This is a genomic window from Streptomyces sp. NPDC059900 (assembly GCF_050270335.1).
Lineage (GTDB): Bacteria > Actinomycetota > Actinomycetes > Streptomycetales > Streptomycetaceae > Streptomyces.
This window is the reverse complement of record NZ_JBNNJZ010000029.1, coordinates 17,534-38,194: the sequence shown is the minus strand read 5'-3', so window position 1 is coordinate 38,194 and position 20,661 is coordinate 17,534. Positions and strand designations below refer to the sequence as shown.

Below are 20,661 nucleotides of genomic sequence, written 5' to 3'. Positions count from 1 at the left end.
GAGCACGCCCGCGCCTGGACCGAGGCACCGGCCTCCGTGCAGCAGCTGTGGCGCCAGCGCTACCGCTGGAGCTACGGCACGATGCAGGCGCTGTGGAAGCACCGCAAGTCCGTCACGGACAAGGGGCCTTCGGGGCGGTTCGGCAGGGTCGGGATGCCGCTGGTGGTGATCTTCCAGATCGTCACGCCGGTCTTCGCCCCGCTCATCGACGTGTTCACCGTCTACTCGATGATCTTCGTCGACGTACGGGCGTCCCTGCTCGCCTGGCTGGCGGTCCTCGCCGTGCAGCTGCTCTGCGCGGCGTACGCCTTCCGGCTCGACCGCGAAAAGTACCGGTATCTCCTGATGATGCCGCTCCAGCAACTCGCCTACCGGCAACTGATGTACCTGGTCCTGATCCACTCCTGCGTCACGGCCCTCACCGGCGGCAGGCTGCGCTGGCAGAAGCTCAAGCGCACCGGCGAGGTCGGCGCCCCGCGGCCCGGTGCGGAGGCGCGGTGATGGCGGGGGCGCACCGCCTGGCGCGAGGTGTGCGGGCACAGGCGCAGGTACAGGCACCGGCGCAGGTACCGGCGGAAACCCCGGCGCAGGCACCGGCGCGCGACCGGTACTTCGACGTATTGCGGGCCTTTGCCCTGATACGTGTAGTTGCGTACCACACCTTCGAATGGCCCTGGCTGGGCTTCGCCTTCCCCTCCATGGGCGTGATGTTCGCGCTCGCCGGATCACTGATGGCCAAGTCCCTTCAGCGGCCCGCGGCCCAGGTGATCCGCGGGCGGCTGCGCAGGCTGCTGATTCCGCTGTGGGCGTTCGCGGCGGTGATCGTCGTGGCGATGCTGGTCAACGGCTGGATGCCGGGCGCGGACATCCTCTACTGGGTGCTGCCGCTCGGCGATCCGCCGGGCAACGCGTGGGGCGAACAGGCGTGGGGCGTGCTCTGGTACCTGCGTACGTATCTCTGGTTCGTGCTGCTTTCGCCGGTGCTCCTGCGGCTGTTCCGTCTCGCGCCCGTGCCCGTGCTCCTGCTCTCCCTCGTGCCCGTGGCGCTCTTCGCGACGGTGTGGAGCCTGCCGGAGGGGCGCGTCGGGAGCGCGGCCGGCGATGTGTCGGTGTTCCTGTTCTGCTGGCTGCTCGGCTTCGCGCACCGCGACGGCGTGCTGCGCAGGCTCTCCCCGGCGCCGGTGGTGGCGGGGGCACTCGCCGCGCTGCTCGCGGGAGCGTGGTGGGCCCTGCGCCATCAGGTGGACGGCACGTACGACCTCGACGACATCCCTCTCGCGCAGGCCCTGTGGTCGGCGGGCTTCGTCACGCTGCTGCTGTACTGCAAGGTGTACTTCGAGGTCGATTTCGGGTGGCTCGCGCGCTTCCGGTTCCCCGACCGGCTCGTGACGGTCTTCAACGCCCGCGCCGTCACGCTCTACCTCTGGCACGAGGTCGCCTTGATGGCGAGCGTGCCGCTGATCGACGTGCTGTGGCAGGTCCCCGCCTTCGAGCGGTGGCTGCCGCTGGACAGTGTGTGGTTCCAGTTCGGCGTGGCCTGGCTCCTCATCGGCGTCGCCGTGGCGCTCGTGGGGTGGGTCGAGGACGTCGCCGCCCGGCGCGGACCCCGGCTGCTGCCGTGAGCCGCCTCTTCGCGCGGCTGCTGCCGTGAGCCGCTTCCGGCGGCCGCTGTCCGTACTGCCACAATGGTCGGGTGACCCGCGCATCTCTGGACAAGCAGCCGCACGAAGTCGCCTCGATGTTCGACGACGTGGCGGAACGGTACGACCTCACGAACGACGTGCTGTCGCTCGGCCAGGCCCGGCTGTGGCGCAAGGCGGTCGCCACGGCCGTCGACGCGCGCCCCGCGCAGAAGGTCCTCGACCTCGCCGCCGGGACCGCCACCTCGTCGCAGCCCTTCGCGCAGGCGGGCGCGTACGTCGTGCCCTGCGACTTCTCGCTCGGCATGCTCCAGGTCGGCAAGTCGCGCCACCCCTGGATGCCGTTCACGGCCGGGGACGCGACGAAGCTGCCGTTCAAGGACGACACGTTCGACGCCGTCACGATCTCCTTCGGCCTGCGCAACGTCCAGGAGACCGACCAGGCGCTGCGGGAGATGTACCGCGTGACGAAGCCCGGCGGCCGGGTCGTCATCAGCGAGTTCTCGCACGCCACGTGGGCGCCGTTCCGCACGGTCTACGAGGAGTACCTGATGCGGGCGCTGCCGCCGGTCGCGCGCGCGGTCTCCTCCAACCCCGACGCGTACGTCTATCTCGCGGAGTCCATCCGCTCCTGGCCGGACCAGCCGACGCTGGCCGCGATGTTGCAGGAGGCGGGCTGGTCGAAGGTCGCGTGGCGGAATCTGACCGGTGGGGTCGTGGCGCTGCACCGGGGATTCAAGGCGTAGACCTGCGGCGGGACGCCGGCAGCCGGAAGCGTACAAATTCTTCCGCTGTGAACCGAGTTGACGGGAACCGACCGCGGGGCAAGATGTGTCCGTTGTGATACGACTCCGCCGACGCGGCGGTGCCGGCGCGAAGCCGCTCTTTCGCGCCGACCGCCACGGGATTGCTCGGCACGGGTCGGTCTTTGGTCATCTCCCCAATGACGGAGCGTCCCCATGGCGTCGAACTGTCCTCACTGCGGGGCATCCACCCCCGACGAGGCCCGCTTCTGCATGAAGTGCGGGCGAGAGCGTCCGCGTGACACGTCCGTGGACGCGGGCCTCGCGGATCTGCCCGCGGCGGAACTCGGCGGGCCCACCGCCGCCGACGCCGGAAAGCCCGCCGCCCCGGCGGAACCGGAGCCCGCCGCCCCGGCGGAACCGGGTCCCGGCGCGTCCGGCGGTGACGGGCGCGACGGGCCTGGAGCGGGAGGAGCGGGAGAAGTGGGAGAAGCGGGGGAGGCGGGGCAGCCCGCCGGGCCCGGGTACACGGCAACTTCCCTTCCCGCGCCCGCACTTCCCGCACCCCCGCCGCAGTCCCCGCCCCCGCCCGCGTACGTTCCGGGCGCGCCCTCCGCGCCTTCGCCCGTGGGCGCCTTCTTCGGGCGGGCCTTCCGCGGGGACTGGGCCGGGGCCGCTCAGGCCGCTCTGTGGCCGGTGGGGCTGGTGCTCGTCGCGGCCGTCGCGATGGCCATACCGTCGTACGGGCAGGGCGACGGTGACGTCGTCGTCGGATTCGGCGAGCGCATGCGGATCGCCTTCGCACTGCTGCTCCAGGCCGTGGGCGGCGGCTTCGAGATCTCGGGGAGCGAGCGGCAGCAGGCATCCGTCTTCGGCGGTGAAAGCTCCACGGTCGACACGGCCTTCGACGGCACCGCCACCCTGCACCTCATCCCGCTCACCGCCACCGCCCTGTGGATCGGGGCCCTCTTCATCGGCGTACGCGTCCTGCGCAGCCGCATCCTCCTGCGCCACGGAGGTCACGGAGGCCACGGCGGCCACGGCGGCCACGGCGGCGGCACGGCGGGCCTCGAAGCGGCCGTGCGCGTCACGCTGTTGGTGACCGCGGGCACCCTCGTGCTCAGCCTCTTCGCGCAGCCCGAGATCGAGGGCATCGAGCTCTCCTCGTCGCCGGTGCTCGCCGCGCTCGGGGCGTTTTTGCTCGGTCTCGCCGTCTCCTGCGGCGTGCTGCACCGTCACGACCTGGCTCCCTGGCTGGCGCAACGGCCGGGCTGGCAGGCGGCGTTCCGCGCCACCGGGACCGCGCTGCGCGCGCTGCTGATCGTGCTGGCGCTCTGCTCGCTTGTCGCCTTCATCAGCCTCGCCCAGATCGACGACCTCGAACGCGCCGCCGACCTCGACGAAGCCGATGTGTCCCCGCTGGTCATCGCCCTGCTCCTGCTGCCGAACCTCGGCGCCGCCGCTCTCGGGCTCGGCTGGGGAGCGCCGCTGGAAGCGTCGGTGCGGGGGAGCAGCACGGCGTACGGCAGCGGGGGCTACGAGAGCGAGTCCTTCGGGCTCTCCGAACTGGGGGACGTCACCAACGACTGGGCCATCGTGGGCGCGCTGGCGCTCGGGCTCGTGTGTGCGCTGACCCTCGGCATCCTCGCCGCACGCCGCTCGGCGCACCGGGGCGAGCAACTGCTGGCCGCCGGGATCTTCTTCGGGCTCTTCCTGCTGCTCGCCGGGGTCGGCGGGGTCGGTGTGGACGCTTCGGGACGCGCGTCCGCGGAGTTCGGGGGCAGCGGCTCGGGCGGTTCGGGCGACGGCACCTTCTCGGCGGGCGTGAGCGTGCCGGACGCGCTGCTCTTCGGGCTGCTCTGGGTCTTCGTCGCGGCACTGATCGCGCCGTTCCTGTTGCAGGTGGCGGGGCAGCAGCCGGGGGCCGCCGCCTTGCCGATGCCGTCGGTGCCGCCGCTGCCGGGTGGTCCGGCGGGTGCGGCCGTGAGCTCGGAGGCTTCCGGGGTGTCCGGGGCCGGCGGGGCCGGTAGGGCTGGCGGGGTCTCCCCGGCCTCCGGGGGCGGCGCAGGTGCCGTGGGAGTCGTGGGGCCCGTCACAACGGACGCCCCGGAGCCGGGAGTTGCCGCTCCCGCCCTCCCGTCCGCTTCCGCCCTCCCCGCCACCCCCATGACCCCCTCCGCCCACGACCAGCCCACGTACGTCCCGACCGCGAACCCCGCCTACGCCCCCTACGGCCCCGGCCCCTACGACCCCCACGCCCACCAGCCGCAGCCCGCAGCCCCGACGCCCCGCCGCACCGGCCTCTGGGTCGGCACCCTCGCCGCCGCCCTGGTCATCGGCAGCGGCATCGCGGCCGGTGTCCTGCTCCTGCAGAACGGCGACGACGGCAAGGCGGACAAGGCCGGCGACAAGGACGACAAGCCCGCCATCAGCCGGACCGACGACACCGACAACACCGGCGGCACCGACAGCTCGGAAGACACCGAGGACATCGACGGCTCCGCGGACACGCCGTCCCCCTCGTCCACGCCGGAGGAGCCGAGCGACAGCCCGGACACCGTGGACGGGGCCCCCGATGTGCCCACGGGCTTCGATTTGGTCTCCGACGTCAGCGGCTTCGAGTTCGCCGTGCCCGACGGCTGGTCCCGGCAGGGCGAGGACCGTCCCGGCCAGACCGTGTACGCGGGGTCGACCGGCCGGGAGGAGTTCCTGGTCGGCGTCGTCCCGAACGCCACGTACACCTCGTACGAGAACTTCACGACCATCGAGAAGGACGCGAAGAAGGACCCCAAGAAGTCGGACTACCAGCGGATCCGCCTTGAGCCCAACACCTTCCAGGGCCGCAGCGGCGCGATCTGGGAGTACACCTTCACCGATACGGCGGGCCGCGAGATCCACGCCCTGAACCAGAGTTACGTCGCCGACAACGGCACCGAGTACGCCATCCAGCTCTCCTGGCGCGCGGACTTCTGGCCCACGAGCGAGGGTGCGAAGATCCACCGGACCGCGCTCGACCACTGGCGCATCAACGGCTGAGGGCCGGGAGGTCCGGGAGTGAGGGGCAGGGGCGAGGGTCAGGGGCGGCGCCTCGCCCGGTCAGCGGCTACCAGACGGCGCCGACCTCCGGCCCCGGCTCGTCGAGCTCGCGGCGCAGCCCGCCGTCGTCCGGCGGTCCCGGACGGCGCGGCTCGCGGACCCCGGCGCCGCCGGTCTCGCCGGGGCCGAGCTCGAACCAGACGGTGACCACGGCATCGCGCGGGATCCACACGCCGGGTGTGGGGTACTGCCGGACCACGTAGTCGACGACGACCTGGTGGAAGTCGGGCCGGTCCGGCGCCGCGAGCAGCACGCCGTGTTTCGCCGCCGACTCGCGTGCGTCCACGGCCATGAGACCGATGAGCCGCGGCACGCGCACTTCGTCTGGCATGGGCGTCTTCGGCACAGATGTCACCCCCGGCGGCGGTATTGGCAGGGTAGCCCCGCCGCAGCGCCGCCCGGAAGCGGTGCGACGCCCCTCTCCGCGCACCGACCCGCGCCCCCGCACAGGCCCCCTACAGCGCGAGCCCGAACTGGAGTGCCTCCACCTTGCCCACCGGCGTCGTGAGCGTCCGCGCCAGTTGCATGCCCAGGCGCCGGGTCACCGCGACGGACCGTGCGTTGCGGGCGTCGACCATCGCCACCACGTCCCGTACGCCCGCCGCGCGCACCCGCTCCAGGGTGGCCTGCGCGGCGGCGGTCGCGTACCCCTTGCCCCAGGCGGCGCGGCCGAGCCGCCAGCCGATCTCGATCTCGCCCCTGGGCCCCCAGTCGTTCGGCCAGGGCTGCGCTCCGGTGAAGCCGATCGGTTCGCCGTCCGCGTCGAGCATCGTCCAGAAGCAGAAACCGAGTTCGGCGTCGTGTCTGCGCTGCCGGGCGGTCAGCTCCTCGTACACGGAGAGCTCGGCCGACCTGCCCCCGTGGAACTCCATGACGTCGGGGTCGTCGAAGAGCCGGTGCCAGACGAAGGCGTCCTCATGGGTCGGGACGCGCAGGTGTACGACGGGCAGGGTCGTCTTGGTCGGCAGTGCCTGCTTTGTCACGGGTGGCCCTTCGGCTGGCGGATCAGTACCGCTGCATAGACTGCCCATAACCCGTGCCCGTCGGCACACAGATTTCGAGCCTTGGGGAGAACCCGCCGTGACCGAGCCCCATCCCCTCACCGAACACACCGCTGATGTGATCGTCGTCGGGGCCGGGCCAGCCGGTTCCACGACCGCCTATTACCTGGCGAAGGCCGGACTCGACGTACTCCTTCTGGAGAAGACCGCGTTCCCGCGGGAGAAGGTGTGCGGAGACGGCCTGACGCCGCGTGCCACCAAACAGCTCGTGTCCATGGGGATCGACATCTCCGAGGAGGCGGGCTGGCTGCGGAACAAGGGCCTGCGCATCATCGGCGGCGGCGTCCGGCTCCAGCTCGACTGGCCGGAACTCGCCGCCTACCCGAACTACGGCCTGGTCCGTAAGCGCGACGACTTCGACGAGCAGCTCGCGAACCAGGCGCAGAAGGCGGGCGCCCGGCTGTACCAGCGCTGCAACGTCGGCGCCCCGATCGTCGACGACCGCACGGGCCGCATCACCGGCGTGCACGCCAAGATGGGCGAGGAGAAGACCCCGGTCACCTTCCACGCGCCCCTGGTGGTCGCCGCCGACGGCAACTCGACGCGGCTCTCCCTCGCGATGGGCCTGCACCGCCGCGACGACCGCCCGATGGGCGTCGCCGTCCGCACGTACTTCACCTCGCCTCGCCACGACGACGACTACCTGGAGTCCTGGCTGGAGCTGTGGGACCGGCGCGGCTCCGAGGACCGGCTCCTGCCCGGCTACGGCTGGGTCTTCGGCATGGGCGACGGCACGTCGAACGTCGGGCTCGGCATCCTCGACTCGTCCTCCGCCTACAAGGAGCTGGACTGGCGCGAGGTGTTGAAGGCCTGGTGCGCCTCTATGCCGGAGGAGTGGGGCTACACCCCGGACAACATGACGATGCCGATCCGCGGCGCCGCGCTGCCGATGGCCTTCAACCGCCAGCCGCACTACACCAAGGGCCTGCTCCTGGTCGGCGACGCGGGTGGCATGGTGAACCCGTTCAACGGCGAGGGCATCGCGTACGCCATGGAGTCCGGGCAGATCGCGGCGGACGTCATCGTCCAGGCGCACGCCCGCCAGACTCCCGGCCAGCGGGAACTGGCGCTCCAGCGCTACCCGAAGGTCCTCAAGGACACCTACGGCGGTTACTACACGCTGGGCCGCGCCTTCGTGAAGCTCATCGGCAACCCGAAGGTCATGAAGATCGCGACGCAGCGCGGTCTGACCCACCCGATGCTGATGCGCTTCACCCTGAAGATGCTGGCGAACCTCACCGACCCGACGGGCGGCGACGCGATGGACCGCATCATCAACGGCCTGAGCAAGGTGGCCCCCAAGGCGTGAGGGCCTGAGGGCATACAGAAGGGCCGGGAACCCTCGCGGGGGTTCCCGGCCCTTCTACGTGTCTGTGAGGGCCCTCAGAGGACGCGCACGGCACCGTCGGCGGGGTAGCCCGACAGGTCCTGGATGACAACGCCCTTGCCGGGGTTGGCGGCGTCGAGGTACTGGCCGTTACCGATGTACACACCCACGTGGTACGCGGAGCCCGCGCCACCCCAGTAAAGGATGTCGCCCACCTGGACGTTGGAGAGCGAGACCGGCGTACCGGAGACCGACTGGTCCTGCGAGACGCGCGGAAGGTCCACACCCGCCTGCTTGAACGCGGCCTGGACGAGGCTGGAGCAGTCCCAGGCGTTGGGTCCGGAGGCACCCATGACGTACGCGTCGCCGAGCTGGGCCTTGAGGAAGCTGATGACCGTGCCGACGCTGCCGCTGGCCGGGGCCGGCGTGTCGGCGGTGGAGGCGCTGGAGCCGCCGGCGGCGCTGAGCGTGGTGCGCTCGGCGGAACGCGAGGCGCGCTCCTCCTCCGCCTTCTTCTTGGCGGCGGCTTCGGCCTTGGCCTTGGCTTCGGCCTTCTTCTCGGCCTTGGCCTGGTCTTCCTTGGCCTGCTTGGCGGCCTTCACGGCGGCCGCGTCCTGCTCGGCACGGAGCTGGTAGCTGTCGGCGGTCTGCTGGGTGGCCTCAGCGGACTGCGCGATCTGCGTGGAGAGATCCGTGGTGAGCGTCGGCATTTCGATGGTCTCGGTCACCGGCTCGGCGGCGGTCGCCGTGCCAGCAGCCGCGGCCACTGCCAGGGTGCTGAGGACGCCACCGGCAACTCCGGCGCGCAGGGCCTGCTTCGTGGCGCTGCGACGGGGCTTCCGGTGGCTGGGTATGTGAGCGGTGTGGGACATGAGAACAACCGCTATCAGGGAGTCAGGGTTCCCATCAAGAAACGTGGGGTGCGCCACAGTTGCCCCGGAGGCCCCCGAATCTCGGGCGTGTCACTTCTTATTGACGCCGTAACGGGCAATGCGGACAACGTCGATCACGCCTGTGATCATGGGTTTTCTGCGATACGCCCGAATTGCCCATGGACTACCACCGGTTGAGTCGGTTGGCCAAGCCCGGTTTATTCACGCTGCGTCAGAATGTGGTGCAGGTCACATGATCGACCCTAAGGGATCTCCCTGAGATCCGGCCGAGACCTTTCTGAGATCTCCCGAAGAAATCAGGGGTGTTGCTCGCATGGGGGATTGGTGACGGATCGACGACGGATCGACGGTGAAGGGGTGCCGGGCCGGTGCTGATGCGTCGGCGCGGTGACGTCATGTCCCTCGTGTGATGCCGGGGTGCTCATGCGTGCCGATGCGTGCCGACCGTGTGCCGCTCGCGTGCGGCCCGCCCACATTCCGCCCCGCGCTCTCCGTGCCCCCTGCGCCGGGCCCTCCGCGCCCCCGGTGCCCGGCCCTCCGCGTCCCCTGTGCCCGGCTCTCCGTGTCCCCTATATGGGTCCCGCGCGTGACCCTCGTGCGGCCCCCCGGGGGTCGCGCGGCGACCGCTCGTGAATCCGTGCACGCGGCCGCGATCGTCCGCGCTCATTCACATCACTCCCTCGGGGGTGTGAATGAGCCGCCACTATCAAGCCGCCGTGTCCAGCGCCAATTTGCCTGCGGCGACCATTGCTTGATAGGGCGACCCCCTCTCGACCAGGGGTAACTCGCTGAGATGTCACCTCTGGTGATCACTCAGGCGCTTCGCGTATGAAGATCACCGCTCATCCGACTTCATGATCCTTCGTCAGGTGGTGGAGATCACAAAGCCGTTGTCGCACCCCGTGTCGCAGATCACAGACCGGCGGGCATAGGATGCGGGGCAGTTGGGCTTGTGACCTGCTTCACATGTACGCGATCTTCGTGAGCGCGGGCCGCAGTCCGAATGCAACCGCCAACAGTCAGTGCCGACTGAGAGGAGCGAGGAGCGTGAACGCCTATGCGCCCATCCTCGTGCTGGGAGCCCTCGGGGCAGGCTTTGCGATCTTCTCCGTGGTCATGGCCACGCTTATCGGTCCAAAGCGGTACAACCGCGCCAAGCTCGAGGCGTACGAGTGCGGTATCGAGCCGACGCCGACTCCGGCCGGCGGCGGGCGATTCCCCATCAAGTACTACCTGACGGCGATGCTCTTCATCGTCTTCGACATCGAGATCGTCTTCCTTTACCCCTGGGCCGTCACCTTCGACGCCCTGGGGATTTTCGGGCTCGTGGAGATGCTGCTCTTCGTGCTCACCGTCTTCGTCGCGTACGCGTACGTATGGCGGCGCGGCGGCCTGGAATGGGACTAAGGGTCTGAGGGGCAAAGAGCAATGGGACTCGAAGAGAAACTGCCGAGCGGATTTCTGCTGACGACCGTCGAACAGGCCGCGGGCTGGGTGCGCAAGTCATCCGTCTTCCCCGCGACCTTCGGTCTCGCGTGCTGCGCCATCGAGATGATGACGACGGGAGCCGGCCGCTATGACCTGGCTCGCTTCGGCATGGAGGTCTTCCGCGGTTCGCCGCGACAGGCCGATCTGATGATCGTGGCCGGGCGCGTGAGCCAGAAGATGGCGCCGGTCCTGCGGCAGGTCTATGACCAGATGCCCAACCCCAAGTGGGTCATTTCCATGGGGGTTTGCGCTTCATCGGGCGGGATGTTCAACAATTACGCGATTGTGCAGGGCGTGGACCACATTGTCCCTGTTGACATCTATTTGCCCGGCTGTCCGCCGCGGCCGGAGATGTTGATGGACGCGATCCTCAAGCTCCACCAGAAGATCCAGGGCGGAAAGCTCGGGGTCAACGCCGAGGAAGCGGCCCGCGAGGCGGAGGAGGCGGCCCTCAAGGCACTCCCCACCATCGAGATGAAGGGGCTGCTGCGGTGAGCGACGCACCTGACGAACACCTGAACGGAAACGGCGTCCCCGCCCCCCGGGACGAGGCCGGCAAGGTCATCGGCGTACGCAAGGGCATGTTCGGCGCCAACAACGGCGGCGACACCTCCGGTTACGGCGGCCTCGTACGGACGGTCACCCTGCCGGGCGCCTCCGCGCGCCCCTACGGCGGCTGGTTCGACGAAGTGGCGGACGAGCTGGAAGGCGCCCTGGAAGAGCAGGGCCTCGTCCCGGAGAACGCGATCGAGAAGACGGTCGTCGACCGCGACGAGCTCACCTTCCACATCGCGCGCGAGCACCTCGTCCGGGTCGCGCAGACCCTGCGCGACGACCCGGCTCTGCGCTTCGAGCTCTGCACGGGCGTCTCGGGGGTGCACTTCCTCGAGGACAAGGGCCGCGAGCTGCACGCCGTCTACCACCTGCGCTCGATCACCCACAACCGCCTGATCCGGCTCGAAGTCAGTGCCCCTGACGCCGATCCGCACGTCCCCTCGCTGGTCACGGTCTATCCGACGAACGACTGGCACGAGCGCGAGGCGTACGACTTCTTCGGCCTGATCTTCGACGGCCATCCGGCGCTGACGCGGATCATGATGCCGGACGACTGGCAGGGCTTCCCGCAGCGCAAGGACTACCCGCTCGGCGGCATCGCCGTCGAGTACAAGGGCGCCCAGATCCCGGCTCCGGACCAGCGGAGGTCGTACAGCTGATGTCCACTTCTCATGCTTCCGCCCGCGAAACGACCGAGGGGACCGTATATACGGTCACCGGCGGCGACTGGGACGAGGTCGTCCAGTCCGCGGCCCGGTCCGACGACGAGCGCATCATCGTCAACATGGGTCCGCAGCACCCCTCCACCCATGGTGTGCTCCGGCTCATCCTGGAGATCGAGGGCGAGACCGTCTCCGAGGCCCGCTGCGGCATCGGCTATCTGCACACGGGCATCGAGAAGAACCTCGAGTACCGCACGTGGACGCAGGGCACGACGTTCGTCACGCGCATGGACTACCTGACGCCGTTCTTCAACGAGACGGCGTACTGCCTGGGGGTCGAGAAGCTCCTCGGCGTCGAGGACCAGATCCCGGACCGCGCCTCGGTCATCCGCGTGCTCCTGATGGAGCTCAACCGGCTCTCCTCGCACCTGGTGTGCATCGCCACCGGCGGCATGGAGCTGGGCGCGACGACGATCATGATCTACGGCTTCCGGGATCGTGAACTCGTTCTCGACATCTTCGAGCTGATCACCGGCCTGCGCATGAACCACGCGTACATCCGGCCCGGCGGACTCGCCCAGGACCTGCCGCCGGGTGCGGTGGACCAGATGCGCGAGTTCGTGAAGAAGATGAAGAAGAACCTCGGCGAGTACGACAAGCTCGCCACCGGGAACCCCATCTTCAAGGCCCGCATGCAGGACGTCGGCTATCTCGACCTGGCCGGCTGCATGGCGCTCGGTGCCACGGGCCCGGTGCTTCGCTCGGCGGGCCTGCCGCACGACCTGCGCAAGGCGCAGCCCTACTGCGGCTACGAGAACTACGAGTTCGACGTCCCGACCGCAGACACCGCCGACTCCTACGGACGCTTCCTGATCCGCCTGGAGGAGATGCGTCAGTCGCTGCGCATCGTCGAACAGTGCCTCGACCGCCTGGAGCCGGGCCCGGTCATGGTCGGCGACAAGAAGATCGCCTGGCCCGCGCAGCTCGCGCTCGGCCCGGACGGCCTCGGCAACTCGCTCGACCACATCAAGAAGATCATGGGCACCTCCATGGAGTCCCTGATCCACCACTTCAAGCTGGTGACCGAGGGCTTCAGGGTCCCGGCCGGTCAGGCGTACACCGCGGTCGAGTCGCCCAAGGGCGAACTCGGCGTGCACGTCGTCTCCGACGGCGGCACCCGCCCCTACCGGGTCCACTTCCGCGACCCGTCCTTCACCAACCTGCAGGCCATGGCGGCGATGTGCGAGGGCGGCCAGGTCGCCGACGTCATCGTCGCCGTCGCGTCCATCGACCCCGTGATGGGAGGCGTCGACCGGTGACCACCACTCCCTCTTCGGAGCAGGGCACGGGCGTCAGCCTGGGCATGCCCCAACTCCCCGCCCCCGACTTCCCGGCCGACGTACGGGCCAGGCTCGACGCGGACGCCAAGGAGATCATCTCCCGCTACCCGGACTCCCGGTCCGCGCTGCTCCCGCTGCTGCACCTCGTGCAGTCCGAGGAGGGCCACGTCACGCGCACGGGCATGGCCTTCTGCGCGGACGTGCTCGGCCTGACCACCGCCGAGGTCACCGCGGTCGCGACCTTCTACACGATGTACCGGCGCAAGCCCTCCGGTGACTACCAGGTCGGCGTCTGTACGAACACCCTGTGCGCCGTCATGGGCGGCGACGCGATCTTCGAGCAGCTCCAGGAGCACCTGGGTGTCGGCAACGAAGGGACCACAGAGGACGGCAAGGTCACGCTGGAGCACATCGAGTGCAACGCGGCCTGTGACTTCGCTCCCGTCGTGATGGTCAACTGGGAGTTCTTCGACAACCAGACTCCCGAGACCGCCAAGCGGCTCGTCGACGACCTGCGCGCGGGCGTGCAGGTCGAGCCGACCCGCGGCGCCCCCTTGTGCACGTACAAGGAGACGGCCCGGATTCTGGCGGGCTTCCCGGACGAGCGCGCCGGAGCCGTCGAGGCGAGCGGCGGCGCGGGCCCGGCCTCGCTGATCGGACTGCGCCTGGCCAAGGGCGATCTGCCCCAGCCGCGAGTGGTCCACCCGCGCACGGGCGGTCCGCAGGACGAGGCGCCCGCCGAGCACCTCAGCTCGCACGACGCACCGCAGGAGACCTCGGCATCCGACCCGGCCCACCCGGCCGGACCGACCGCCGAGGAGGGGGAGTGATGACCTTGGCAGCCGAGATCGACAACGAGACGAGCCCCGAGAAACTGCTCGCGCCGGTCCTTTCGGCGTTCTGGGACGAGGAGAAGTCCTGGACGCTCGACACCTACCGCAGGCACGAGGGGTACGAAGGCCTGCGCAAGGCCCTGGCCATGGCGCCGGACGACCTCATCGCGTACGTGAAGGACTCCGGTCTGCGCGGCAGGGGCGGCGCGGGATTCCCCACCGGAATGAAATGGCAGTTCATTCCGCAGGGAGACGGCAAGCCGCACTATCTAGTTGTCAACGCCGACGAATCGGAGCCGGGGACCTGCAAGGACATCCCGCTCCTCTTCGCGAACCCGCATAGCCTCATCGAGGGCATTGTGATCGCGTGCTACGCGATTCGTTCTTCGCATGCCTTCATCTACCTGCGCGGTGAAGTCGTCCCCGTACTCAGGCGGTTGCACGAGGCCGTACGTGAGGCGAAAGAGGCGGGATTCCTGGGCGAGAACATCCTGGGCAGCGGACTCGACCTCGAACTCACCGTGCACGCGGGCGCGGGCGCGTACATCTGTGGTGAGGAGACCGCGCTGCTCGACTCGCTCGAAGGCCGCCGTGGCCAACCGCGACTGCGTCCCCCTTTCCCGGCTGTCGCGGGCCTCTACGCATGCCCCACTGTTGTCAATAACGTCGAGTCCATCGCGTCGGTTCCCGCGATCCTGAATCGCGGAAAAGACTGGTTCAAATCGATGGGAAGCGAGAAGTCTCCCGGCTTCACGCTCTATTCGCTGAGCGGCCACGTCACCAATCCCGGCCAGTACGAGGCCCCGCTCGGCATCACGCTGCGCCAGCTGCTCGACATGAGCGGCGGGATGCGGGCGGGCCACCGGCTCAAGTTCTGGACGCCGGGCGGCTCCTCGACGCCGATGTTCACCGACGAGCACCTCGACGTCCCGCTGGACTACGAGGGCGTGGGCGCCGCCGGCTCGATGCTCGGCACGAAGGCACTCCAGTGCTTCGACGAGACGACCTGCGTCGTACGGGCGGTCACCCGCTGGACCGAGTTCTACGCCCACGAGTCCTGCGGCAAGTGCACGCCCTGCCGCGAAGGAACGTACTGGCTGGTGCAGTTGCTCCGTGACATCGAGGCCGGCAAGGGCGTCATGGCCGACCTCGACAAGCTGAACGACATCGCCGACAACATCAACGGCAAGTCGTTCTGCGCGCTGGGCGACGGCGCCGCATCGCCGATCTTCTCCTCGCTCAAGTACTTCCGCGAGGAGTACGAGCAGCACATCACCGGCAAGGGCTGCCCCTTCGACCCGGCCAAGTCGACTCTCTGGGCCGACAGGCCCTCCGCACATTCGGAGGTGAACGCATGACAGTGACCACCAACAGCGCTCCCTCCGGGGGCGGCGAGGCGGCGGTTCCGCCGGAAGACCTCGTGTCGCTGACGATCGACGGCATCGAGATCAGCGTCCCCAAGGGCACGCTGGTCATCCGGGCCGCCGAGCTCCTCGGCATCGAGATCCCCCGGTTCTGCGACCACCCGCTGCTCGACCCGGCGGGCGCCTGCCGCCAGTGCATCGTCGAGGTGGAGGGCCAGCGCAAGCCGATGGCCTCCTGCACCATCACCTGCACCGACGGCATGGTCGTGAAGTCGCAGCTCACCTCGCCGGTCGCCGAGAAGTCGCAGCGCGGCGTGATGGAGCTGCTGCTCATCAACCACCCGCTGGACTGCCCGGTCTGCGACAAGGGCGGCGAGTGCCCCCTGCAGAACCAGGCGATGCAGGTCGGCGACCCGGACAGCCGCTTCGAGGGCAAGAAGCGGACGTACGAGAAGCCGGTGCCGATCTCCACGCAGGTGCTTCTCGACCGCGAGCGGTGCGTGCTGTGCGCGCGCTGCACCCGGTTCTCCAACCAGATCGCGGGCGACCCGATGATCGAGCTGATCGAGCGCGGTGCGCTCCAGCAGGTCGGCACGGGCGAGGGCGACCCCTTCGAGTCGTACTTCTCCGGGAACACCATCCAGATCTGTCCGGTCGGCGCGCTGACCTCGGCGGCGTATCGCTTCCGCTCGCGGCCCTTCGACCTGGTGTCGTCGCCGTCGGTCTGCGAGCACTGCGCGGGCGGCTGCGCGACGCGCACCGACCACCGCCGGGGCAAGGTCATGCGGCGCCTCGCCGCGGACGACCCCGAGGTCAACGAGGAGTGGCTCTGCGACAAGGGGCGCTTCGGCTTCCGTTACGCGCAGAAGCCGGACCGCCTCACCACGCCGCTGGTGCGCAACGCCGAGACGGGCGAGCTGGAGAAGGCCAGTTGGCCCGAGGCTCTCGAAGCCGCGGCCACCGGGCTCGCCGCCGCGCGCGGCCGGGCCGGTGTGCTGACGGGCGGGCGCCTCACCGTCGAGGACGCCTACGCGTACAGCAAGTACGCGCGCGTGGCGCTCGACACGAACGACATCGACTTCCGCGCGCGCGTGCACAGCAGCGAGGAGGCCGACTTCCTCGCCGCGCGGGTGGCGGGTAGGGGCCGGGATCTGGACGGCTCCGGAGTCACGTACGCGGAAGTGGAGAAGGCACCCGCCGTCCTGCTCGTCGGATTCGAGTCCGAGGAGGAGGCGCCCGGCATCTTCCTGCGGCTGCGCAAGGCCTGGCGCAAGCACGGCCAGCGGACCTTCTCGCTCGCCACGTTCGCGAGCCGGGGCCTGGAGAAGGCGGGCGGCACACTGTTGCCCGCGGCTCCCGGCACCGAGACGGAATGGCTCGACGCCCTGTCCGGCGGAGTCGGCCTGGAGGGCGAGGGCGCCGCCGCGGCCGAGTCGCTGCGCTCACCGGGAGCGGTCATCGTGGTCGGCGAGCGCCTTGCCTCCGTGGCGGGCGGGCTCACCGCCGCCGTACGGGCCGCTGCCGCGACCGGTGCGCGCCTGGTGTGGATTCCGCGCCGGGCGGGGGAGCGCGGTGCCATCGAGGCCGGCGCGCTGCCCTCGCTGCTCCCGGGCGGGCGGCCCGCGACCGACCCGCGCGCGCGGGACGAGGTCGCTGCCGCCTGGCGCGTCGCCGAACTCCCGCACCGCTACGGCCGCGACACCGGGCAGATCATCGAGGCCGCCGCGACCGGCGAACTGGGCGCGCTCCTGGTGGCGGGCGTGGAGGTCGCCGACCTTCCCGACCCGGCACGCGCGCGTGAAGCACTCTCCGAGGTCGGCTTCCTGGTCTCGCTCGAACTGCGGCCCAGTGAGGTCACCGAGCACGCCGACGTGGTGTTCCCCGTGGCCGCGGTCGCGGAGAAGCCCGGCACCTTCCTCAACTGGGAAGGCAGGGCGCGGATGTTCGACGCCGCGCTCAAGCCCGACCACATGACGCGCACGCTCGCCCCCACGGACGCGCGTGTGCTGCACATGCTGGCCGACGCCGGGGACGTACATCTGGGCCTTCCCGACCTGGCGACCGCCCGGCGCGAGCTGGACGGGCTCGGCGGCTGGGAGGGCACGCACGCCGCCGAGCCCCTGGAGACGGCCGCCCAGCCGCCGAGGCCCGCCTCCGGAGAGGCCGTTCTCGCGGGGCACCGCCTGCTGCTCGACCGGGGCCGCCTCCAGGAGGGCGACGAGGCGCTCGCCGGTACCCGGCACGCCGCCGTCGCCCGGCTCTCGGCGGCCACCGCGGCGGAGGCGGGCGTCAAGGACGGCGACGTCCTGACCGTCACCGGGCCGGCAGGGGCGGCCGAACTGCCGCTCCAGGTCACCGAGATGCCCGACCGCGTGGTGTGGCTGCCGCTGAACTCGACCGGGGGAGGCGTCACGTCCGACACCGGCGCGCGCCCCGGCGACCTCGTCCGCATCGGCCCGGCGCTCCTGCCGGAGCCCTCACAGGCCCCGGAGGTGACGTCGTGATGCACACCGTGGTGCCGCTTGCGGCGGAAGACCTGTCCATGTTCGGCCGTGACCCGTGGTGGCTGATCGCCGTCAAGGCGGTCTTCTGCTTCGCGTTCCTGATGGTGACGGTGCTCTTCTCCATCGTCTGGGAGCGCAAGGTCGTCGCCTGGATGCAGCTGCGCATCGGCCCCAACCGGCACGGCCCCTGGGGCATGCTGCAGTCCCTCGCGGACGGCATCAAGCTGATGCTCAAGGAAGACCTGATCGTCAAGCGCGCCGACAAGGTGGTGTACATCCTCGCGCCGATCGTCGCGGCCATCCCGGCCTTCATGGCGATCGCGGTGATCCCCTTCGGGCCCGCGGGCAACGAGATCTCCATCTTCGGCCAGCGCACGACGATGCAGCTCACCGACCTGCCGATCGCGATGCTCTACATCCTCGCGGTCGCCTCGGTCGGCATCTACGGCATCGTGCTCGCCGGCTGGAGCTCAGGTTCCACCTATCCGCTCCTGGGCGGTCTGCGCTCCTGCGCGCAGATGATCTCGTACGAGATCGCGATGGGCGCCGCGTTCGCCTCGGTGTTCCTCTACTCCGGGTCGATGTCGACCTCGGCGATCGTGGAGGCGCAGGCCGACCGCTGGTACGTGCTGCTGCTTCCCGTCTCGTTCCTGATCTACATCGTGACGATGATCGGTGAGACCAACCGCGCTCCGTTCGACATGCCGGAGTCCGAGGGCGACCTCGTCGGCGGCTTCAACACCGAGTACTCGTCGATCAAGTTCGCGCTGTTCATGCTCGCCGAGTACGTCAACATGGTCACCGTCTCGGCGGTCTCCGTCACCCTCTTCCTGGGCGGCTGGCGGGCCCCGTATCCGATCAGCACCTTCTGGGAGGGCGCGAACCACGGCTGGTGGCCGATGCTCTGGTTCGTGATCAAGGTCCAGCTGCTGCTGTTCTTCTTCATCTGGCTGCGCGGCACGCTGCCACGCGTCCGCTACGACCAGCTGATGAAGCTCGGCTGGAAGGTTCTGATCCCGGTCTCGGTCGTCTGGCTGATGCTCGTCGCGACGGTCAGGGCGATGCGGAACGAGGAGTACGACTTCACCTCGATCGCGCTCTATGTGGGCGGCGGAGTCATCGCGCTCCTGCTGCTGTCGGTCGTCGTCGACATCTTCCGCGACAAGCGCGAGAAGGAAGCGGCAGCCGAGCAGGAGCCGGTCGCCTTCGACCCGATGGCGGGCGGATTCCCGGTCCCGCCGCTGCCCGGACAGAGCCTGCCGCCCGTACCGCGCCGACGCCCGCGCCGTGAGCGCGAGTTGATTGTCAGTGGCGGGCCGGATACTCAAAGTGACGGAACCGGAAGTGACGGAAAGGAGGCGTCCGATGGCTGAGTCGAAGAACGAGCCCAACCAGTCGCAGCACGAGTCGAACCAATCGAAGCAGGGGTTCCAGAACCCCGTGGCGGGCTTCGGCGTGACCTTCAAGGCCATGTTCAAGAAGCGGCTGACCGAGCAGTATCCGGAGCAGGAGAAGATCACCGCTCCCCGCTTCCACGGCAGGCACCAGCTCAACCGCCATCCGGACGGCCTGGAGAAGTGCGTCGGCTGCGAGCTCTGCGCCTGGGCCTGCCCCGCGGACGCGATCTATGTGGAGGGCGCGGACAACACCGAGGAGGAGCGCTACTCCCCGGGTGAGCGCTACGGCCGCGTCTACCAGATCAACTACGCCCGCTGCATCCTGTGCGGCCTGTGCATCGAGGCGTGCCCCACGCGCGCGCTGACGATGACGAACGAGTTCGAGCTGGCCGACAGCAGCCGCGAGAAGCTCATCTTCACCAAGGAGCAGCTGCTCGCCGGCCTGGAGGAAGGCATGGTCGATTCACCGCACTCGATCTTCCCCGGCACGGACGAGCAGGACTACTACCGCGGTCTGGTGACGGAGGCTGCGCCCGGCACGGTGCCTCAAGTCGCCCTCTCCAAGGGTGAGACGCCCCAGGAAGCCGCCTCCACCTTCGGGGACTCCGAGCCGGCGTCGGGGGAGGTGATCAACCGATGACCCAACTCGCCGCCTACACCACGTCCACCGGTGAGGCCGTCCAGTTCTGGGTGCTCGGCACGGTCGCCGTGATCGGCGCCCTGTGCACGATCCTCATGAAGAAGGCCGTGCACAGCGCGCTCTGTCTCGCCGGGACCATGATCATCCTGGCGGTCTTCTACCTCGCCAACGGGGCGTACTTCCTGGGCATCGTCCAGGTCGTCGTCTATACGGGCGCGATCATGATGCTCTTCCTCTTCGTGGTCATGCTCGTCGGCGTCACCGCCGCCGACTCCCTGAAGGAGACCATCAAGGGCCAGCGCTGGCTGGCCGGGCTCTGCGGCTTCGGCTTCGCCATCCTGCTCTTCGCGGGCATCGGGAACGCCTCGGTGAACGAGTTCACGGGCATGGGCAAGGCGAACGCGGGCGGCAACGTGGAGGGCCTCGCCGAGAGCATCTTCACGAAGTACGTCTTCGCCTTCGAGATCACCGGCGCCCTGCTCATCACCGCCACCGTCGGCGCGATGGTGCTCACGCACCGCGAGCGCACGGAGCGCGCCAAGACGCAGCGCGAGATGTCCGAGGAGCGCGTGCGCTCCAACCACCTCCCGCCGCTGCCCGCCCCCGGTGTCTACGCCCGGCACAACGCCGTGGACGTCGCGGGCCTGCTCCCCGACGGCACCCCCTCGGAGCTCACGGTCAACAAGACGCTGCGCGATCGCGGCCAGATCCGCGACGTGTCGAACGAGGCACTGGACGATCTGCGGGCCCTGGAGCAGCGCTCCGAGGACCGGCTCGAGCGGTCGTCCAAGACCGAGGAGGCGTCGAAGTGAATCCGGTCAACTACCTGTATCTCGCGGCGCTGTTGTTCGCGATCGGCGCCACCGGCGTGCTGATCAGGCGGAACGCGATCGTGGTCTTCATGTGTATCGAGCTGATGCTCAACGCGTGCAACCTCGCTTTCGTCGCCTTCTCCCGGCTGCACGGCAACCTCGACGGCCAGATCATCGCCTTCTTCACGATGGTCGTCGCCGCGGCGGAAGTCGTGGTCGGTCTCGCGATCATCGTGTCGTTGTTCCGCTCCCGTCACTCGGCCTCGGTCGACGACGCCAGCCTGATGAAGCTGTAAGGGGTCGCTG

19 protein-coding genes are annotated in these 20,661 nt (G+C 69.5%); 16 read left to right on the top strand and 3 right to left on the bottom strand.

Translation table 11 applies throughout. The annotated features are described in order from the left end of the window. The 4 genes from ACQKIP_RS07370 to ACQKIP_RS07355 form a co-directional block, all read left to right on the top strand. On the top strand, positions 1 to 501 hold a 501-nt coding region (locus ACQKIP_RS07370), incomplete at its 5' end, for a glycosyltransferase (protein ID WP_427742434.1). Beyond that, positions 501 to 1,622, top strand: coding sequence for an acyltransferase family protein (locus ACQKIP_RS07365; protein WP_365863042.1), 1,122 nt, complete (start codon positions 501 to 503; stop codon positions 1,620 to 1,622). The genes ACQKIP_RS07370 and ACQKIP_RS07365, both read left to right, overlap by 1 nt. Positions 1,623 to 1,693: 71 nt before the next feature. Next, positions 1,694 to 2,386, top strand: a complete 693-nt coding sequence (locus ACQKIP_RS07360) for a demethylmenaquinone methyltransferase (RefSeq protein WP_365863043.1) — start codon at positions 1,694 to 1,696, stop codon at positions 2,384 to 2,386. 213 nt (positions 2,387 to 2,599) lie between these two features. Continuing rightward, positions 2,600 to 5,419 carry a zinc ribbon domain-containing protein gene (locus tag ACQKIP_RS07355; RefSeq protein ID WP_365863044.1) on the top strand — a complete coding sequence of 940 codons (2,820 nt, stop codon included), beginning with the start codon at positions 2,600 to 2,602 and terminating at the stop codon, positions 5,417 to 5,419. Between the two features lie 67 nt (positions 5,420 to 5,486). Here ACQKIP_RS07355 and ACQKIP_RS07350 read toward each other — a convergent pair whose 3' ends face one another. Then, positions 5,487 to 5,810, bottom strand: coding sequence for a PASTA domain-containing protein (locus tag ACQKIP_RS07350; RefSeq protein ID WP_365863045.1), 324 nt, complete (start codon positions 5,808 to 5,810; stop codon positions 5,487 to 5,489). 124 nt (positions 5,811 to 5,934) lie between these two features. Next, a complete protein-coding gene (locus ACQKIP_RS07345) occupies positions 5,935 to 6,462 on the bottom strand; it encodes a GNAT family N-acetyltransferase (protein WP_365863047.1) in 528 nt (175 codons plus the stop codon). A 97-nt stretch (positions 6,463 to 6,559) separates the two neighbouring features. Between ACQKIP_RS07345 and ACQKIP_RS07340 the strand changes: the two genes are divergently transcribed. Further along, complete coding sequence (locus ACQKIP_RS07340) at positions 6,560 to 7,849, top strand: geranylgeranyl reductase family protein (protein WP_365863048.1); 1,290 nt, start codon at positions 6,560 to 6,562, stop codon at positions 7,847 to 7,849. A gap of 74 nt (positions 7,850 to 7,923) precedes the next feature. Here the strand turns inward: ACQKIP_RS07340 and ACQKIP_RS07335 are convergent, their stop codons facing one another. Beyond that, positions 7,924 to 8,739: a C40 family peptidase gene (locus ACQKIP_RS07335; protein ID WP_365863050.1), complete on the bottom strand. Its 816-nt coding sequence runs from the start codon at positions 8,737 to 8,739 to the stop codon at positions 7,924 to 7,926. A gap of 1,068 nt (positions 8,740 to 9,807) precedes the next feature. Here ACQKIP_RS07335 and ACQKIP_RS07330 point away from each other — a divergent pair. Genes ACQKIP_RS07330 through nuoK form a run of 11 tightly spaced genes read left to right on the top strand, consistent with a single transcriptional unit; the run spans position 9,808 to position 20,651 of the window. Further along, entirely contained in the window at positions 9,808 to 10,167 is a 360-nt protein-coding gene (locus ACQKIP_RS07330) for an NADH-quinone oxidoreductase subunit A (protein ID WP_003992243.1), read from the top strand. Between the two features lie 21 nt (positions 10,168 to 10,188). Continuing rightward, positions 10,189 to 10,743: a NuoB/complex I 20 kDa subunit family protein gene (locus tag ACQKIP_RS07325; RefSeq protein ID WP_160506582.1), complete on the top strand. Its 555-nt coding sequence runs from the start codon at positions 10,189 to 10,191 to the stop codon at positions 10,741 to 10,743. A 20-nt stretch (positions 10,744 to 10,763) separates the two neighbouring features. Beyond that, positions 10,764 to 11,462: an NADH-quinone oxidoreductase subunit C gene (locus tag ACQKIP_RS07320; RefSeq protein WP_427742437.1), complete on the top strand. Its 699-nt coding sequence runs from the start codon at positions 10,764 to 10,766 to the stop codon at positions 11,460 to 11,462. Then, entirely contained in the window at positions 11,462 to 12,784 is a 1,323-nt protein-coding gene (locus ACQKIP_RS07315) for an NADH-quinone oxidoreductase subunit D (protein ID WP_365863051.1), read from the top strand. Before ACQKIP_RS07320 ends, ACQKIP_RS07315 begins: the two co-directional genes overlap by 1 nt. 44 nt (positions 12,785 to 12,828) lie before the next feature. Next, positions 12,829 to 13,635, top strand: coding sequence for an NADH-quinone oxidoreductase subunit NuoE (gene nuoE, locus ACQKIP_RS07310; RefSeq protein WP_365863103.1), 807 nt, complete (start codon positions 12,829 to 12,831; stop codon positions 13,633 to 13,635). Beyond that, positions 13,635 to 14,996, top strand: coding sequence for an NADH-quinone oxidoreductase subunit NuoF (gene nuoF / locus ACQKIP_RS07305; protein WP_365863052.1), 1,362 nt, complete (start codon positions 13,635 to 13,637; stop codon positions 14,994 to 14,996). The genes nuoE and nuoF overlap by 1 nt, the downstream gene beginning before the upstream one ends. Next, on the top strand, positions 14,993 to 17,506 hold the full coding sequence (locus ACQKIP_RS07300) for an NADH-quinone oxidoreductase subunit G (protein ID WP_365863054.1): 2,514 nt from the start codon (positions 14,993 to 14,995) through the stop codon (positions 17,504 to 17,506). The genes nuoF and ACQKIP_RS07300 overlap by 4 nt, the downstream gene beginning before the upstream one ends. After that, a complete protein-coding gene (gene nuoH / locus ACQKIP_RS07295) occupies positions 17,506 to 18,879 on the top strand; it encodes an NADH-quinone oxidoreductase subunit NuoH (RefSeq protein WP_365863105.1) in 1,374 nt (457 codons plus the stop codon). Before ACQKIP_RS07300 ends, nuoH begins: the two co-directional genes overlap by 1 nt. Further along, complete coding sequence (gene nuoI / locus ACQKIP_RS07290; protein WP_365863056.1) at positions 18,872 to 19,543, top strand: NADH-quinone oxidoreductase subunit NuoI; 672 nt, start codon at positions 18,872 to 18,874, stop codon at positions 19,541 to 19,543. Before nuoH ends, nuoI begins: the two co-directional genes overlap by 8 nt. Beyond that, positions 19,540 to 20,355 (top strand): NADH-quinone oxidoreductase subunit J, encoded by an 816-nt coding sequence (locus ACQKIP_RS07285; protein ID WP_365863057.1) that lies wholly within the window; start codon positions 19,540 to 19,542, stop codon positions 20,353 to 20,355. The genes nuoI and ACQKIP_RS07285 overlap by 4 nt, the downstream gene beginning before the upstream one ends. Continuing rightward, positions 20,352 to 20,651 (top strand): NADH-quinone oxidoreductase subunit NuoK, encoded by a 300-nt coding sequence (gene nuoK, locus ACQKIP_RS07280; RefSeq protein WP_016640174.1) that lies wholly within the window; start codon positions 20,352 to 20,354, stop codon positions 20,649 to 20,651. Before ACQKIP_RS07285 ends, nuoK begins: the two co-directional genes overlap by 4 nt. Positions 20,652 to 20,661 lie beyond the last annotated feature (10 nt).

Bases quoted from the DNA above. Each gene is read 5' to 3' on its own strand.
- nuoI (WP_365863056.1), top strand. From the start codon at position 18,872: ATGGCTGAGTCGAAGAACGAGCCCAACCAGTCGCAGCACGAGTCGAAC.
- nuoH (WP_365863105.1), top strand. From the start codon at position 17,506: ATGCACACCGTGGTGCCGCTTGCGGCGGAAGACCTGTCCATGTTCGGC.
- ACQKIP_RS07315 (WP_365863051.1), top strand. From the start codon at position 11,462: ATGTCCACTTCTCATGCTTCCGCCCGCGAAACGACCGAGGGGACCGTA.
- ACQKIP_RS07285 (WP_365863057.1), top strand. From the start codon at position 19,540: ATGACCCAACTCGCCGCCTACACCACGTCCACCGGTGAGGCCGTCCAG.
- ACQKIP_RS07335 (WP_365863050.1), bottom strand. From the start codon at position 8,739: ATGTCCCACACCGCTCACATACCCAGCCACCGGAAGCCCCGTCGCAGC.
- ACQKIP_RS07365 (WP_365863042.1), top strand. From the start codon at position 501: ATGGCGGGGGCGCACCGCCTGGCGCGAGGTGTGCGGGCACAGGCGCAG.
- nuoF (WP_365863052.1), top strand. From the start codon at position 13,635: ATGACCTTGGCAGCCGAGATCGACAACGAGACGAGCCCCGAGAAACTG.
- ACQKIP_RS07355 (WP_365863044.1), top strand. From the start codon at position 2,600: ATGGCGTCGAACTGTCCTCACTGCGGGGCATCCACCCCCGACGAGGCC.
- ACQKIP_RS07300 (WP_365863054.1), top strand. From the start codon at position 14,993: ATGACAGTGACCACCAACAGCGCTCCCTCCGGGGGCGGCGAGGCGGCG.
- ACQKIP_RS07325 (WP_160506582.1), top strand. From the start codon at position 10,189: ATGGGACTCGAAGAGAAACTGCCGAGCGGATTTCTGCTGACGACCGTC.
- ACQKIP_RS07350 (WP_365863045.1), bottom strand. From the start codon at position 5,810: ATGCCAGACGAAGTGCGCGTGCCGCGGCTCATCGGTCTCATGGCCGTG.
- nuoE (WP_365863103.1), top strand. From the start codon at position 12,829: ATGCCCCAACTCCCCGCCCCCGACTTCCCGGCCGACGTACGGGCCAGG.